The sequence below is a fragment of the Hymenobacter sp. UYP22 genome (assembly GCF_040547285.1).
Lineage (GTDB): Bacteria > Bacteroidota > Bacteroidia > Cytophagales > Hymenobacteraceae > Hymenobacter.
Genome location: NZ_JBEPPK010000013.1, coordinates 134,072 through 150,509, shown reverse-complemented (window position 1 = coordinate 150,509; position 16,438 = coordinate 134,072). Strand labels below are relative to the sequence as shown.

The 16,438-nt window shown below is 58.3% G+C and carries 13 protein-coding genes; 8 read left to right on the top strand and 5 right to left on the bottom strand.

Annotated elements, in window-relative coordinates:
* Window positions 1-516: 516 nt before the first annotated feature.
* The 6 genes from ABIB60_RS17960 to ABIB60_RS17935 all read left to right on the top strand — a co-directional run bounded on the left by ABIB60_RS17960 (window position 517) and on the right by ABIB60_RS17935 (window position 6,385).
* Window positions 517-2,571, top strand: a complete 2,055-nt coding sequence (locus tag ABIB60_RS17960; RefSeq protein WP_354581861.1) for a BatA domain-containing protein — start codon at window positions 517-519, stop codon at window positions 2,569-2,571.
* Window positions 2,572-2,671: 100 nt separating this feature from the next.
* Window positions 2,672-3,199: a DUF4199 domain-containing protein gene (locus ABIB60_RS17955; protein ID WP_354581860.1), complete on the top strand. Its 528-nt coding sequence runs from the start codon at window positions 2,672-2,674 to the stop codon at window positions 3,197-3,199.
* A 42-nt stretch (window positions 3,200-3,241) separates the two neighbouring features.
* Window positions 3,242-3,778, top strand: a complete 537-nt coding sequence (locus ABIB60_RS17950) for a DUF4199 domain-containing protein (RefSeq protein WP_354581859.1) — start codon at window positions 3,242-3,244, stop codon at window positions 3,776-3,778.
* Window positions 3,771-4,760, top strand: a complete 990-nt coding sequence (locus tag ABIB60_RS17945) for a glycosyltransferase family 2 protein (protein ID WP_354581858.1) — start codon at window positions 3,771-3,773, stop codon at window positions 4,758-4,760. Before ABIB60_RS17950 ends, ABIB60_RS17945 begins: the two co-directional genes overlap by 8 nt.
* A gap of 138 nt (window positions 4,761-4,898) precedes the next feature.
* Window positions 4,899-6,026, top strand: a complete 1,128-nt coding sequence (locus ABIB60_RS17940; RefSeq protein WP_354581857.1) for a glycosyltransferase — start codon at window positions 4,899-4,901, stop codon at window positions 6,024-6,026.
* Window positions 6,023-6,385 carry a DUF7079 family protein gene (locus tag ABIB60_RS17935; RefSeq protein ID WP_354581856.1) on the top strand — a complete coding sequence of 121 codons (363 nt, stop codon included), beginning with the start codon at window positions 6,023-6,025 and terminating at the stop codon, window positions 6,383-6,385. The genes ABIB60_RS17940 and ABIB60_RS17935 overlap by 4 nt, the downstream gene beginning before the upstream one ends.
* Here the strand turns inward: ABIB60_RS17935 and ABIB60_RS17930 are convergent.
* Window positions 6,377-7,486, bottom strand: coding sequence for a glycosyltransferase family 9 protein (locus ABIB60_RS17930; protein WP_354581855.1), 1,110 nt, complete (start codon window positions 7,484-7,486; stop codon window positions 6,377-6,379). The two genes, ABIB60_RS17935 and ABIB60_RS17930, sit on opposite strands and share 9 nt — an antisense overlap.
* Window positions 7,487-7,638: 152 nt before the next feature.
* Between ABIB60_RS17930 and ABIB60_RS17925 the strand changes: the two genes are divergently transcribed.
* Window positions 7,639-7,815, top strand: coding sequence for a hypothetical protein (locus tag ABIB60_RS17925; RefSeq protein WP_354581854.1), 177 nt, complete (start codon window positions 7,639-7,641; stop codon window positions 7,813-7,815).
* A gap of 192 nt (window positions 7,816-8,007) precedes the next feature.
* On the opposite strand, the gene ABIB60_RS17920 is transcribed toward ABIB60_RS17925, so the two are convergent.
* The 4 genes from ABIB60_RS17920 to purB all read right to left on the bottom strand — a co-directional run bounded on the left by ABIB60_RS17920 (window position 8,008) and on the right by purB (window position 14,043).
* Complete coding sequence (locus ABIB60_RS17920; RefSeq protein ID WP_354581853.1) at window positions 8,008-9,471, bottom strand: DUF5723 family protein; 1,464 nt, start codon at window positions 9,469-9,471, stop codon at window positions 8,008-8,010.
* 369 nt (window positions 9,472-9,840) lie between these two features.
* Entirely contained in the window at window positions 9,841-11,583 is a 1,743-nt protein-coding gene (locus tag ABIB60_RS17915) for a T9SS type A sorting domain-containing protein (protein WP_354581852.1), read from the bottom strand.
* A 114-nt stretch (window positions 11,584-11,697) separates the two neighbouring features.
* Window positions 11,698-12,369: a LuxR family transcriptional regulator gene (locus ABIB60_RS17910; RefSeq protein WP_354581851.1), complete on the bottom strand. Its 672-nt coding sequence runs from the start codon at window positions 12,367-12,369 to the stop codon at window positions 11,698-11,700.
* A gap of 309 nt (window positions 12,370-12,678) precedes the next feature.
* Window positions 12,679-14,043, bottom strand: a complete 1,365-nt coding sequence (gene purB, locus ABIB60_RS17905) for an adenylosuccinate lyase (protein WP_354581850.1) — start codon at window positions 14,041-14,043, stop codon at window positions 12,679-12,681.
* Window positions 14,044-14,205: 162 nt separating this feature from the next.
* Between purB and ABIB60_RS17900 the strand changes: the two genes are divergently transcribed.
* Window positions 14,206-16,359 carry a transglycosylase domain-containing protein gene (locus tag ABIB60_RS17900; protein WP_354581849.1) on the top strand — a complete coding sequence of 718 codons (2,154 nt, stop codon included), beginning with the start codon at window positions 14,206-14,208 and terminating at the stop codon, window positions 16,357-16,359.
* Window positions 16,360-16,438: the final 79 nt, after the last annotated feature.

Here is a 16,438-nt window from a genome sequence, read left to right as displayed (position 1 = left end):
GGGAGAGTCGGTCGCCGCCAACCTTATCAGATCCAACCGCCCCGCTGCGTTCCTTGTGTCCATCGTGACCGGAATGCGCGGGGCGGTTGTGTTTTCGGGCCATCCCCAGGGCCCCAGGCCCGGACCCGGGCCAAACGCTTCCTGGCAGAAACCCGCCTTGCCGCAGGCCATTCGTCTACCTGTTACGGGGACTCGGTGACGGGTAAGTAGGGGCCAAGTGACAGACTATTTGCTTATGGGGTTGCCGCCGCTGCTGCCCTCGGTTGAATGAGGCATAGGTAGAGGATTTTGTCTCTGGCTGATTAGCGCTTTAGTTTAAGCAAGTGTTGCTTCTGTAGTCGTCTTGAAAAATATGGTGTGATTCTCTGATTGTAAGCCAAGCTCTATTGCAGAGCTTGGCTTTCGTTTTGCAATTTGATGAGGATGTCGCTGCTCATTCTACTGAGAGGCTTCTAAACAACTCGCGCAACCTGTTAACTCCAATTTGTGTTTATCTTGACTTACTAAACGATTGGCATGGCATTCACGCATCCTGGGTTTCTAGTTGGATTACTTGGAATAGCAATTCCTATCATTATTCATCTGTTCGAACTGCGCCGTCCGCAACGGGTACTGTTTTCCAATGTGGAGTTTATTAAGCAGGTGCAGCTAGTAACGGCCCGGCAGCGTAAGCTGAAGCATCTTCTGATTCTAGTTTGTCGGGTTCTTTTGGTTAGCTGTTTGGTGCTGGTTTTTGCACAGCCTTACATACCAGCACCAGAGCAAAGTGCGATATTGAATTCTTCTGTGCAGGTGGTGGTGGATGCTTCACCAAGCATGCAGCAGCAAGGCGGGAATGATCAGGCCTTGCTGGAGCAAGCGGTTCTACAAGCTGCTGAGCTTCCCTTGGCTTTTCCTCCTGCGGCTCGCTTCTGGTTATGGCCAGGTAATAAAGAACCGCTTAGCGCAGTAGCTTACCGGGAAGCAGTTGAGCAAGTGCAGGTAAATGGACAAGCAGAGCCCGTAGGTACCCTTCTGCGGCAGGCACAAGCACAGCGGGGGGGGCAGCCAGGCCCTTTATTTGTGTTTTCCGATTTTCAGAAAAGCAATTTTTCCACTAGCTCATTTGCTGCCTTGGACTCGGCGCAACGGGTATTTTTGGTGCCATTAACTGCCAAGTACCAAGCAAATGTGTTTGTGGATAGTGTGTGGGTGGATGATGCGTTTATCCGTCAGGGAGCAGATGTGACGTTGCATATTCGGTTGAAAAACGGAGGTCAAGAACCAGCCGCTACCTGCGGAGTTAAACTCTTACTTGGGAGTCAACAGGCGGCAGCTTTTCAAGCAACAGTTCCGGCCGGGCAAACTACGGTAACGCAAGTACGCATTCGGTTGCAAGGTGCAGAAGCCCAATTGGCGCAGCTTCAGCTTGACGATTATCCAGTTGATTTTGACAATACCTATTATTTCACCCTGCAACCAGCGGCGCAAATCCGGGTGGTGGAGTTGAGCGAAACGGCTGCATTGGACCGTTTGTATGCCAACGAGCCGCTATTCGCGTATCAGCACTTTACCAGCCGGCAAGTCAATTATCAGGACATAAACTCTGCTAACCTGCTAGTAATACGGGAACTGGCAAGCCTAAGTGCAGGCTTGCAGGATAATTTGCGAAGAGCGGTGCAGCAAGGTGCTACACTTGTAATAGTGCCCCCGGTAGCAACAAACGAACGGGGAGCGTACACGCAGTTCTTCCGGGCTTTGGGAGTAGGGCCTATGCAGTGGCAGCCGGCGTTGCAGCAGGCGCCAGTGCTGCAACAAGTGGCGGCACCGAGTACTCAAAACACTTTCTTCAAGGATGTATTTGCTGGTATAAACGTACGGGCTGGTATGCCAAAAGCGGCGCCAGTGCTGCGGTGGTCCCGCTCGGGGACTGATGTGCTACGCATGCGGGACGGAGATAACTACTTATCAGGTTTTCCGAGTGGGGCGGGTAGCGTGTATGTTTTTGCAGCGCCATTTAGCGAGCAGTATTCCGATTTTGCTCGGCACCCACTCTTTGTGCCAGTAATGTACCGGTTAGGGATGTTGAGCTACCAGCAAGAGCATCAGCCGGCCTACCGGCTTACCCAATCAAGCATACGGTTGAGGTTGCCTAAGAGTACGAGCCGGCGTAGCACAGAAACTGTGTACCAGTTGGTGCAGGACAGCATACGGGTTATTCCGGGGCAGCAAGAGCAAGGCGGTAGCCTCCGGTTGGATTTGCCAGCGGCACTGCGACTACCTGGTTTCTACCGGTTGGAGCGAGGGGGAAAAGTTGTGGCTACTCTAGCTTTCAATGTCGACAAGCGTGAATCGGACTTGCGTAGCTACACAGCGACAGAGTTGAGGCAGATGCTCGGGAATAAGTACCCGAATGTGCAGGTATACGAAGCCAGTGCAGGGCAAACAATAGCGGGTCGGTACAAAGCCACCCAAGTGGGTACGCCATTATGGCGCTATTTTGTGTGGGGTGCTTTGGCCTGCTTACTACTGGAAGGAATCCTGTTGCGCTGGCCCCGGCGACAAGCTGTGCCTGCCGCACTTGCGGCATAGGTTTGCTGCCCGGGTAAGTCCAGTAACGCATACGGAGCTAGGGTAGGCCCGTGGAATGAACGGGCCGCGGCGTATCTTGTGGGCTCATTTGCTGCTTACCGTGGAACCAACCCTCCCTCATCCCAGGCCTCTACTACGCACCGCTATCCTGTGCGGAACAGTAGCCGGTTTTTTGTGCATCTGCTGGGTGCTATTTCTTTACCTGACGGATAACAACCCGTACGGACCAAAGCGCACTCTGGCGGACTTTTTTACGCCCATTGCGGCCGTAAGCGCCCAACTACTTCTGCGGCGGTATTATGTGCCGGAAGGGCCGGGGCTATGGCGCTCTATTGCAGTAGGAGTACTTACAGCAGTGGTAACGGCGGCCGTGGCAGCGGCGGGAATGTATGTGTTTTCGCGCCTGACTGGTTCAGCCTTGATTGCAGAGCACTTGGTAGAAGCCAAGAAAATGCTGGAGGCTTCTAAAGCCCTTTATACTAAAGAGGCCAATGGGCTGCAGCAGTACCAAGCCACGCTGCGTAACCTGGCCACCACGGCTGCTGAGTTTGCGCAGGATGAATTTGTTAAAAAACTGCTGTTGGGTGTTGTGTTGAGCATTCCGGGGGGCGTGTTTCTGCGGAAATAACATACCTTCCCGTATCCGTTCATCCAACCTCACTTCCGCGCTATGGAACCTACCACTACCACTTCACCCGTCACTCCTGTATCAGCTGGTCTGCGTTATGGACTGCTAGTAGGCATTGCTACTATCATTTACTCCTTTCTACTGAAGGCGGCGGACTTGGAGCAGAAGCCTATGATGGGCTTACTCACGTTTGCTATTCTGATTGGCGGTATTATCCTAGCCCACAGGTTCTATAAACAGCACAATGCGGGTTTCATGAGCTACGCCCAAGGTTTGGGTATTGCCACTATTGCTGGTGCAGTTATTGGCGCACTAAGCGGTGTCTTTAACTACCTCTATGTCAATTTTATTGACACTGAATACGTGCAGCGCACCTTGGATTCCAGCCGCGCCAAGTTGGAAGCCGATGGCAATATGAGTGAGGAGCAAATAGAGCAAGCAATACAGTGGACAGAAAAGTTAATGCCTACGGGGCCACTCAGCATTGTGTGGGCCATTGTTGCCACCGCCTTTTTCGGTTTCTTACTGTCTCTGATTATTTCTGCCTTCACTAAACACACCCGCCCTGAGTTTGAGTAAGCGTCTTTCGCAGCATTTTCCGGTTGAGCTGTCCATTGTCATTCCCCTGCTCAACGAAGCCGAGTCGTTGCCGGAACTCACCCGTTGGATCAACCGCGTGCTGGCCCAGCACGGGCTGACGTATGAGGTACTCTTGATTGACGATGGCTCGACGGATGACTCTTGGGAAGTGATTGAGCAGCTGGCCGCTGCCGATACGCATCTGCGTGGCATCCGCTTTAACCGCAACTACGGCAAGTCGGCAGCCCTGAATGTGGGGTTCAAGGAAACCACGGGCCGGGTGGTGTTCACCATGGATGCCGACTTGCAGGACTCGCCGGAAGAACTGCCGGAACTCTACCGCATGATTACCCAGGACGGCCTTGACCTGGTAAGCGGCTGGAAGAAGAAACGCTACGACCCGCTCAGCAAAACCATTCCTACCAAGTTATTCAACGGCGTTACGCGCTGGATTTCGGGCATTCACCTGCACGATTTCAACTGCGGTCTGAAAGCCTATGATAGCCGGGTGGTGAAGAGTATAGAGGTGTACGGCGAAATGCACCGCTACATCCCCGTTATTGCCAAATGGGCTGGGTTCCGGCGCATCGGTGAGAAGGTGGTGCAGCATCAGGAGCGTAAGTACGGCACCACCAAGTTCGGGCTGGAGCGGTTCATGTACGGCTTCCTCGATTTGATGAGCATTACGTTCGTGAGCCGATTCCGGCGGCGGCCCATGCACTTCTTTGGGGCTTTAGGCTCGGTGTCGTTTCTGATTGGAATGCTGATTACGCTGTGGTTGGTGGGAGAGAAGGTATGGCACTCCTGGATTATGAACCTCGCCACCCGCGACGTTACGGCTCAACCGCTGTTCTTTCTGGCTTTAGTGGCCGTGGTGGTAGGCGTGCAGCTGTTCCTAGCCGGTTTTCTGGCCGAAATGGTACAGCTCAACGGTGCCCACCGCAACGACTACCTGGTGCGGGAAAGGCTGAACCTGAAGTAGATACATCAACACGCGTGGCACGTCATGCTGAGCGCAGCCGAAGCATCTCTACCGTAGTGCTAACTCCGTGATTAGCCTCGATAGAGATGCTTCGGCTGCGCTCAGCAGGACGTGCTGCTTGCATGAGTTTTCCTGTCTATGAAAGTAGTTATCATCGGGCCGGCGTATCCGCTACGGGGTGGGTTGGCCACCTACAACGAGCGGTTGGCTCGGGCTTTCCGCGAGGCCGGCGACGAGGTGCGCCTCGTCACGTTTTCCCTGCAATACCCCGATTTCCTATTTCCGGGGCAGACGCAGTTCAGCACCGAGCCGGGCCCCGATGATTTGAGTATTGAAGTCAGCTTGAACTCGGTGAATCCCGTGAGCTGGTACCGGGTAGGTAACCGTTTGTGCCGGGAGCGGCCCGATTTAGTGATTTTCCGGTTCTGGCTGCCGTTTATGGGGCCGGCTTTGGGCACGGTAGCCCGCCTAATCCGGCGCAACCGCCATACCCGCGTGGTCGCCATTACGGACAACGTGATTCCGCATGAGAAACGGCCCGGCGACCGACCACTCACGCGCTACTTCCTGAGCGCCTGTCACGGCTTCGTGACCATGAGCCGCTCGGTGCTGGCCGATTTGCGCCGCCTGCACTTCCGGCAGCCCGCCCTCTACCGGCCGCACCCACTCTACGATAATTTTGGCCCGCTAAAACCGAAAGCCGAAGCGCTGGCCGCCTTGGGCCTCGACCCCGCGTTTGGCTACCTGCTGTTCTTCGGCTTCATCCGGGCTTATAAGGGACTTGACATTCTGTTGCAGGCTTTTGCCGATGAGCGGCTGGCTCGGCTGCCACTCAAGCTCATTGTAGCGGGCGAGTATTACGAAGACGCTGCGCCCTACGAGGCCCTCATCAAGCAGCACAACTTGGAAAGCCGCCTGGTACGCGCTACCGATTTCATTCCGAACGAGCGGGTAGTAGACTATTTCTGCGCCGCTGATATGGTGGTGCAGCCCTACAAAAACGCTACGCAAAGCGGCGTTTCGCAGATTGCCTACCATTTCAGCCGCCCCATGCTGGTAACCGACGTGGGCGGCCTGGCTGAGCTGATTCCGAATGGGGAAGTGGGCTACGTGGTGCCGCCTACCCCCCAAGCCATTGCCGATGCGTTGGTAGATTTTTACAAGTACCAGCGGGAGCAGGAATTCACCGCCGGCGTATGGGCCAAGAAAAAAGAGTTTTCCTGGGACGTTATGGTGAAGGCACTGAAGGAAGTAGCTACCCTATGAGTATTGCCGATGCAGAACGTCGGAAGCCTGTATGGGTGGCACTAGCTGATCTGTACTTAGATACTGAGTTGCAAGAGCAGGACTTTCAACATATTGCCGTTGTATGCGCGGAGAGTGGCTTTTCATGGGCTGAAATCCTCCTAATAAATTACAACGAAGTAGCCCCTGCGCTGTGGTTTAACGTGCAGGAACTAGCAGGCGAATGGGCTGGCTGGAATGAGGAATGGCTTGTTGCGCGCATTCAACAGTGCTACCGACCTGCACCACGTAAGTGGTTCGGATCTGCAAGATGCTGGCAGAAGCGTGTAGATTTCTTTACCCAACGACCACTAACCCGCATAGCCGCTTACCTACGCTAAAGGCACACTCGTCCGCACAGCTTCGAATACTTTCTCCGCGGGTAGCTGCTCCATGCAGCTAGTGGTACCCAGCTTGCACGAGCCCCGGTAGAAGCATACGCACTGTTTATCTGGCTGCACCAGTTGGCCACGGCCGTAGAGGTCAAATTCGTAGGGGTTGAAGATGTTGTTCATCAGAATGGTGGGCTTGCGCAGGGCAATGCTGATGTGCATGGCCATGGTTACCTGCGTCACAATGCCGTCCATCTGGTGCATCAGGTTGATGAACTGCGGTAGGGAGAAGGTGCCCAGGTAGGTCGCGCCGGTGGCGGCGTGGAGGCGGCGGTTGCGCTCATCCTCGGCCTCGCCGCCCAGCAGCACGGGCGCGTAGCCAGCCTGTTGCAGCTGGTTGATAAGGGTAATCCACTTCTCATCTGACCACAGGCGGGTCGTCCACCGGTCGCCGCAGCCGGTGTTGAGGCCGATGCGGGGGCGACCCTGGGGCAACTGGCTCCAGTCGTAGCCCTTATCCTCGTGGGTATCGAACACGTATTCCTCGTGCTGAAACTCGTAGCCGCACAGCTCGAAAATTTCCTGCACGTAGGGCTTCTGGTTTTGCTGGCTCAGCTCATCGAACACGCCGGTGAAGTACTTATGGTTGGCTAGGTCGTTGGCGGGCCAGGCTACGCCGTACTCGGGGTGCAACTGGTAGCCAAACTTCTGCCGGGCCCGGATGCTGCCCAACAGCGCGCAGGCTTCTTTGTCCTTATCGAGGTTGAACAGCACGTCGAACTCCCGCTGCTGCAGGTGTAGTACGCTGGTCAGCTCCAGCTTCAGAATCTCATCAATCCAGCCACCACTTTGCGGAAGGATGGCAGGAGTGAGGGTAAGCCAGGTGATTTTACTGTTCGGGTACTCTTGCCGCAACCGTCGTAGCAGGGGCGTCGTCCGGATAACGTCGCCAATGGCCCCAAGCTTGATGATGAGGATACGCTGCTGGGTAGGCGCATATACCGGGCAGCCAGCGCATTGGTAGCCGTGCTCCTTATTGGGGCGGCAGGGAATATCACCACGAAAATGGCGGCAGTCGGGATGAAGGGTTACGCCGTTGAGCTGGGGCATTGGGGCAGATGCGGGAGAATGAGCCGGTAAAAGTAGCAGCCGCAGGGCAGACAGCCGAAAAAGCCCGACCAGTTGTTTGGGTAAAGAGCTGGGTTGTTACATTTTATTTTCTGACAGAACAAGATGTAACAAAACGGCGCTTGGTTATGCGTATGCCCGCCCTGCGGGCCGCGTTTGCCCCGGTTGATGCGCTAACGCAGAAGTGGCTGCGCGGGCGGGAGCAGAATGGCCAGGGTCTGGCGGCCCGGCTGCTGGCGTTGCGGCTGCGTACGTTAGCTTTTGAAACGGCAGAAATTGAGCAGTTGCTGGCCGAGGAGCCAGTGGCATAAACTACTCCCGTCCGGCGGCTGCCCGCCATCGGGCCGGTTGCTGCCAGCTTTTGGCCTAGGTCCGATGACGAAGCAGCACCTTTGGCGTACGCAAACCGGCCCGACGGCTGGCTGCCGTCGGGCCGTTCACTGTACCACCTATTAGTATCGGGCAGGGTTGCACACCCTGCCCGGAACGCGGGCGGTGGGCGCTTACTTGATGGGCGGTTTGAGTTTGTTCCGGTGCTTCTTGTGCGCCCAGGCCAGCAAGGAAAACTCGGCGTAGGCATTCACCCCGTAAGGATCATTAGAGGCAAACAGAGCCGATAAATTATTGGAGCCGACTGCCAGCGGGCCCACCCGCACCAAAGCACCGTAAGAGAACAGTTGGTAGTTGTTGTTCAGGGAGATGGGCGTAGCCAGTTCCAGCCAGCGGGTTTCCAGGCGGGGCGTCAGGGCTGCGTAGGAGAAGTGGCGCATGCCCTTAGCAAAGCCCGGGCGCAGGCTCTGGCTCACCGCCAGATTCGCGAACAACATCCGATTCAGGCGATAATCCACATCCAGGTTCAGGGCCGTAGGCAACCCCACGCGAAACGCGGATGCGCGGGCGAACTGCTGGGTCTGAAAAATGCGGTTAAGCTTCTCATCGAAGTTATCGGCATCAATTCCGCTCAAATCAGCCTCACTCACTCCCCTGTTGCGCACGTTGATATCGTTGTAGGCCACGGCCTGCTCCCGGTAACGAAGGGAGCCAATATCGGTGATGGAAGCCGAGATGCGGTACCGGTATTTGTTGCGGCCTAAGTCCGGGCGCTGCTTGCCCTGCTTATCGGTGTAGGTGTTGTGTTCGTCCGAAGGGCGGTACTCATATACGAAGCCCACATCGGTGCCCCAGCCTGCTCCCGGGGCCTTACCCAACGTCAGCCATTGCACGGCCTTATCAACCGTTATATCATCGAAGGCCTGGGGGTTGGAATACGCGAAAGCCCCGGTGTAGGAGTTCACGCGCACGATGGTATCACCCGTTTGGCTGGTCTGCCGGACAATTTCGATGTCGGCGTCCTGCGTTTGCAGGTAGGCCGACCCTATGCCGCGCAAGAGCTTCAGCGTTACTCCGGCCTTGAGGAAGTGGTGCTCCTTCTCCAAGAGCACCCGCCCGTAAGTGGCATTCCACTCGGCAAAGGCATTCAGATTAAGGTTGAAGGAAGTGGACTTGAGCCGCTGAGGGACATCGAACTTATCGACTGCCGCTTGCAGAATCTGGCCCCCAATCTGGTTGCCCTGGAAGGCCGTCCGGACCCGGGAGTTGATGGCGAAGCCCTGTTTGGCACCCGCACTTACCAGCAGACCGGGCCCCCGCATGTTCAATCCTAGGCTGAAGAGCTTGGGCCGGCTGCCGGAGATGCCGCGCAGGTAGTTGCTGGATAAGTCGGCGGAGCCAGGGGACGTAAGCAGGCTGCCCGGGCCGGTGTAGCGGTAGGCGGAGTTGGTGCCGTGACCGTCCAGGGCCAGTAACTGCACCTGAAACAGGTAGCGGTTGTCGGCCACCGTGGCCGGGTTCCAGGCCGTGCCCGTAAGACCAGCGTAGTTGCTGTGAGAGGGACTGAAAAGCTGTTGCGCGGCAGCGCCTGCGGGCAGTAACGCCAGCAGCAAGCCACAAGGGTAGAGTTTCTTCATGCTACTGCAATAGGTTTTGCCCGCAAAGCAGGCACGCACGTTCCTGCCTGGAGCCAAGCCTGCCCAGGAGGGTGAAACGCGTGATAGTCTGGTGAAAAAGGAGAGAACCGCTGCGTAGCGCCGGAAAACCAGCGCGAGTGCCAGCAGGCCACGTTGGGGCCGGTCAGCGGACACAACGCGCAACGGCTTATCGGCTTCGGGCCCGTTAGCAGTTGCGCGCTGTGTACTTCCGTAAGCCGTTGTAGGGTGCCGCGGGAGTCCTGTAAGGTGTGGCACCCCAGGATTCCCACAGTGCCCAACTACAATAACCGCTGGCTGAACAGGTGCTTTATCGGCCGGCGACGAGGCCGGCCGATAAAGCGTCTGCCCTTACTCTATCACTATTTGGGCGCGGTGCAGGCTGGTTTCCGCCACGTACATGCCGGGGCGCAGGCCCGCGGTGGGGAGGGGTATTTCCTGCTGGCCGGCCTGAATAGTGGCTTGGCGTACGACCCGGCCCAGAGCGTCGCGTAGGAGCAAAGGGCGGGCGGCGGTGGCGGCCACCGGTAGCCGCAGCGTGGCCGCCCCGGCTCCGGCCGGGTTCGGGTACACGGTTAGCGGGGCCAGGCCGACGGCCTGGCGTACGGCCGTAATGAGGCCGGCTCCGCTGAGCCGGGCCACAAATACGTTGTTGCCGTTGGCGGCCGCGTTGGTAAGCGTGGTAAAGCCAAACGTGGCGCTGCCGCGCAGCATGCCTGTAGCCGTGAGGGTACCCGCGCCATCAATGGCCGCTGCCTCAAAGCTGTAGCCGTCACCACCCGCCGCAGGAGTCAGCTGGGCATAATCCCAAGCAGTGGTAGTGGGATTGTAGCGAGCCACAAAGTTGCTGTTGGAAGCAGTGTTGGTTACCGAGCGGGAGCCAAAAGTGAAAGTGCCGGTTCCAGGCAAAGAGCCCAGAATAACGGGGTTGCCCTGTCCGTCTACTGCTAATGCGGCCACGTAAGGGTTACTTATGCTGCTGGGACGCCCAATGGTGCCCAAGGCGCTCCACTGGCCCGCCGACGAAAGCCGGGCGGTAAATGACGCGTCGGTAACCGTAGCGGAACCCAACTGAATAGCATCGGTGCTGGGCGCCTCGGCAGCCAGCCAGATGTTGCCGGCGCGGTCATACTGCAATCCGGAGGGAACATAAGCTACCGAACCAGAGCCGGCCGCAGGCGTTTGGGTGGCCCACGTCCACTGGTTGGCCGCATTCAGCTGGGCCACTACGCTAATAGCCTGGGTAGTGCTGATGGAGTTGATGGTGGTGGAACCCAGCGTGATGGAGCCGTTCCGGATGCGGAAGGCAATGGCCGCCTGGCCCTGCGGCCCCACGGCAACCTTGCTTACCACGAAGCGGCTGGTGCTGGCCGTGCCCGTGTTCGGAACTCCCACGGCGCTTACCCACTGGCCCGCGGCATTCAGCCGGGCCACAAACAAGCCGCCGGTGCTCGGCGCGGTTGGCAGGGTGGTAGCGCCAACGGTTACGGTGCCGGAGTAGGTCCCTGCCACTACCAGGTTGCCCGCCGTAGCATCCCAGCCCGAACTATAGATTTGTGCTCCCGATACACCCGCCAGCCATTGCGGCTGCCCGCTGGCATTGAGGCGGGTGATGAAGGACGCGAAGTATTTGGTGGTGGTATAGGTGTAGGTGCCTACGGTTAGGGTGGTGCCCCCAGTGGTCATATTGGCGTCGCCGAATACCAGGCCTACGCCGTACGTGTCGCCGGCCGGGCTCACGGCCGACTCCTGAAAGGTCGCGCCTTCCCCGTCGGAGGTGGCCCGCAGAGCCCACTGCCACTGTTGGGTAGGCGAGAGTTTGGCGATGAAGCCACTGGCCAGCCCAGAGCCGCCTGCAAAAGTGGTGCTGCCGAATACGCGGACGGCGGGGGCCCCGCTGCCGCCGCTATTGTTTAGTACGCCGGTTACGTACTGGTTGCCGGCCGCATCCACGGTGATGCCCCGGCCTAAAGCCCCGGTGCCATCGGTGGGGCGGGAGTCGGTGGGCTGCACGGCATCCGTCCAGACCGGGGTTTGGGCGTGGGCGGCGGGCAGCGTAAGGGCCAGACCCAGAGCAAGTAGAAGTATACGCATCAGCTAAAACGGAAAAGTGAGGATTGGACTACCACAAAGATGTCCATCGGCCGCACCCTGCCGCAATACCCGGAAGTGGGTATTTATGCGCTGGATAAGGAGGCTACATTCCGGTTAAATCAGGTCGAAGGCGCGGGCGTATTCGCTCAGCTCAAATGCCGTGGTAGCGCCCAGCTTCTGGCGTACGTTGCGGCGGTGAGTTTCGGCCGTTTGGGGAGAAATGAAGAGTTGAGCGGCAATTTCTGGGGCCGAGTGGCCCAGGGCCAGTAGCCGCAGCACCTCCCGCTCGCGCCCGGTGAGGCTGGCAAACGTGGCGGCGTGCTGCCGCAGAAAGTTGTTTTCATCCACCAGGCGCTGCACTTTTAAGGGAATGTGGCTGCTGGGGTCGATGGCGCAGGAGTAGGAGAGCAGCAGCAGCGGCCGGTCGTTGTCGTCGCGCAGCAGCAGGCGCACGGCGCTCAGGTACAGGCTCCAGTCGGGGCTTTCAATGGTGCGGACTTGCTGGAAAAAGGAGGTGACCTGCGCGAAATCATTTTGCTCCACCAAGGCCCAGATTTTGGGGGCGTACTCGGCCGCGTCTCCGGGGTTAAAAAACCGCTGGTGGTAGTCGGTGCCCAGAGCCAGCAGTTCGTCGAAGCTAATACCCAGCATTTCCAGCCCCCGGCGCGACATGTACACTACCGTCTGACTTGGGATGTGGTGGACAATTAGAATGCCGGGGTGCAGATCGGCCGTGGAGGCAATCGTACGAATGCACGCCTGGACGCGCTGCTGCTCGATAGTCATAACAGGTTCAGAGGTCAGTAGTGGCAGAGCAATGGCCGGGGAAGACCACGTCCCAGAGCGGAGAATCCGACCAAAATAATCCTGCGCCGGTAGCTCTGCGTACCATGTTCTGGGTTCGAATACTACTCAGTTATCATCATTTAATTATATATTATAGTATATGATTACTTATTTTTTGAAACAAGCTGAATGTTATAGCATAAATATTTGGTAATCAATATTATGAATTTATTACAGTGATAGTGGCTACCACACAAAAAGCCCCGCCACAATCGGGCGGGGCGTTTCACTGGAGCAGTCAGGCGTACGCTAAGCGCCCACGTAGCTGCTGGGGGTAATAGCACGCAACTCCTGCTTCACCGAGTCGCTCACATCCAAGCCATCCACGAACTCGCTGATGGTGGCTTGGCTGATGGCGGTGCCGGTGCGGGTAAGGGCTTTGAGGGCGTTATAGGGGTCGGGGTAGTTTTCGCGGCGCAGGATGGTTTGCAGGGCCTCGGCTACCACCGCCCAGTTGTCGTCCAGGTCGCGGCGGAGGGCGGCTTCGTCGAGGGCAAGCTTATCGAGGCCGCGCTGCAGGGCGGTGAGGGCAATGAGCGTGTGGCCCAGCGGTACGCCTAGGTTGCGCAGTACGGTAGAGTCGGTCAGGTCGCGCTGCAGGCGGCTGATGGGCAGCTTAGCCGAGAGGTGCTCCAGCACGGCATTGGCCAGGCCCAGGTTACCCTCGGCGTTTTCAAAATCAATGGGGTTTACCTTATGGGGCATGGCCGAGGAGCCTACTTCGCCGGCCTTCACCGTCTGGCGGAAGTAGCCCAGGGAAATGTACTGCCACACGTCCCGCGCCAGGTCAATGAGGATGGTGTTCAGGCGCTTCATCCCATCGCAGAGGGCCGCCAGGTGGTCGTAGTGCTCAATTTGGGTGGTGGGGTGACTGCGCTTGAGGCCCAGGCGGCCCTCCACAAACTGCTGGGCAAACTGGTGCCAGTCGGTGCCGGGGTAGGCCACGTGGTGGGCGTTGAAGTTGCCGGTAGCCCCGCCGAATTTCGCCCCGAACGGCACCTGGCCCAGCAGCTCCACTTGCGCATCCAGGCGGGCTACAAACACCTCCACTTCCTTGCCTAAGCGGGTAGGGGAGGCCGGTTGGCCGTGGGTGCGGGCCAGCATGGGCACCGTGGCCCAACTCTGGGCGCGGGTGGCCAACTGATTACGCACCTGCGCGTAGGCGGGCAGCAGCGTGTGAATAAGCGCGTGCTGGAGGCTAAGCGGAATGGCCGTGTTATTGATATCCTGGGAGGTGAGGCCGAAGTGGATAAACTCCAGGTACTGCCCCAGGCCCAGGGCCGTAAACTGGTCGCGCAGGAAATATTCCACGGCCTTCACGTCGTGGTTGGTCACCCGCTCATGGGCTTTTACGGCCTCGGCGTCGGCGGTGCTGAAACCAGTGTAGAGGGCGCGCAGCTGGCCGAAAACCTCCGGATTCACGCCCTGCAGTTGGGGTAGGGGCAGCTCGCAAAGGGCAATAAAGTACTCCACCTCCACCAGCACGCGGTACCGAATCAGGGCCAGCTCGGAGAAGTAGGCGGCCAGCGGAGTAACCTGACGGCGGTAACGACCATCAAGAGGCGACACGGCGGTGAGGGGCGTAAGCACGGTATAGTCGAGAGCAGCGGACATGCGTAGAAGGAAAAAATGGCCTGGAACGGGCCAAAGGTAGCGGAAGCCGGGCCGCAAGCCAATCGGGGCGCGGGCCTTTTTCGTTACCTTTGCCCGCAGAGCGGCGGCAGGTTCGGCACGAACTTCGCTCGGTCCGGCCGCCCCTTCCTTCTCTCCCGAACTGTGCGCGTGACTCCAGCTACCAAGAAAAAAATCGGCATCGGCCTGGGCATCCTGGCGGTGCTTCTGCTTACGGGCCTCGGCATCTTCCTCGCTAAGCGGCAGGAGCTGCTGGATTTGGCCCTGCGCAAGGTAAAAACCAAGGTGGAGGGCAAGTACCCCGTGGTGCTCACCCTGGGCCCGGCCCGCTTCACGGACCTGAATACCGTGCAGCTGGAGGGCGTGAGCTTGGTGCCAACTACGCTCAACGATACCCTGTTCACGGCCCGGCAGGTGCGGGCTTCCCTGAGTGTGCGCAGCCTGTTTGCCGGCCGGCCCGTGTTCAGCAACCTCGAAATCGACAACGCCCGCCTCACCGCCCGCCAAACCCGCAGCGGCCAGGATAACTACTCCTTCCTCTACAAAAAGAAGAAAAACCAGCCCGTAGCGCCCGTGGATACTTCCAAGGGCACTAACTACGGCTTGCTGGCCAACCAGCTGCTGGAAGCCACCTTCGATAACATTCCCGACGAAGCCGACTTTCAGAACTTCCTCGTGACCTACCAGAGCCCCCGTCACCGGGCGCGCCTGGTAATGCCGCGTTTGGCCATCGAGGACGGTGACATTATAGGGCAGCTCACGGCTAACATTGACTCGGTGGAAAACCGGGTGGGCGTGCAGGGCCACATCGACGCTGGCGACTACGAGGTGGACGCCAATATTTTCGGACTGGATAAGCGGCCCGTGGTGCTGCCCTACGTGCAGCGCCGCTACGGGGCCCGGGTGCAGTTTGATACGGTGCGCGTGAGCCTCTCCGAGAAAGATATGAGCGGGGACGATGAGTTGACCGTGAAAGGCACCGCCTCGGCCGCCAACTTCATCGTGAACCACCCCAAGCTCTCCGATAGTGACGTGCGCTTCCCGCGCGGGGGCATCGACTTTGTGATGAAGCTGGGCCAGGCCTCATTTGCCCTGGAAAAAGGTACGCGGGTGCTCCTCAACAAAATGGAGCTGTTTCCGGAGCTGAGCGTGCGCCGCCTGCCCGTGCCGGAGCGCGTGATTGGCAAGGACATCAACGGCCTCACCAGCCGCAGCCAACTGCTGGCCGGCGTGCAGGTGAAGCTGAACGTAGAATCGGCCGAAACCAAGGCCAACGACTTCTTCGCCTCCCTGCCCGAGGGCATGTTTGAAACGCTGGAAGGCACCCAGGCCGAGGGTACGGTGCAGTACCACCTCATGGCCGATCTGGACATGAATAAGCTCGACAGCCTCAAGTTCGATTCGGGGTTGCGGGCTACCAAGTTCCGCATCACCCGCTTCGGGCGCGAGAACCTGAACCAGCTCAACGAGGAGTTCCTACACACGGCCTATAATGACAAGGGCGACACGGTAAAAACCTTCCTGGTAGGCCCCTCGAACCCCGAGTATACGCCCTACAACCAGGTTTCTGACTACCTCAAGTACGCCATCATGACGGCCGAAGACCCGCGGTTTATGACGCACCGGGGATTCATGGAAAAGGCCTTTGTAAAGTCGGCCATTCAGAACCTAAAGGAGCGGCGCTTTGCCCGGGGCGGTAGCACCATCAGCATGCAGCTGGTGAAAAACGTGTTCCTGACCCGCAAGAAAACCCTGGTGCGCAAGGCCGAGGAAGCCCTGATTGTGTGGATCATTGAAAACACGCGCCTGGCTACCAAGGAGCGGATGCTGGAGGTGTACCTGAACATCATCGAGTGGGGCCCAAAAATTTACGGGGTGCACGAGGCCGCCGAATTCTACTTCGATAAGCGCCCGGCCAACCTCAACCTTTCGGAAAGCCTGTTTCTGGCCAGCATCATTCCCCGGCCCAAGTACTACCGCAACGGCTTTAACCAATACGGCGAAATGCGCGTGAGCGGGCGCTACTTCCACCGGCTCATTGCCCAGCTGATGGCCCGTAAAGGCTACATTTCGCAGAGCGAGTACGAAAACGTGGGTACCTCCGTAAACTTCACCGGCCCGGCCCGGCAGTACATCGTGCGCGCTACCCGCGACACGGTGCGCACCGTAGTAGCCGCCGACTCCTCCCAGTACGAGCCCCTGAACCTGATCGACCTGCTCGGCGGCGACACCGCCCCCGATGCCGGCGTGAACACCAACCAGCCTGCCCCGCCCGCCACCCCACCAACGGGGAATTAGAAGGAAGTCAAAGAGAGAAAGTAAAAAGTCAAAGCCCGGCTGTCATTCAGAACGCCGGGCTTTGACTTTTTACTTTCTC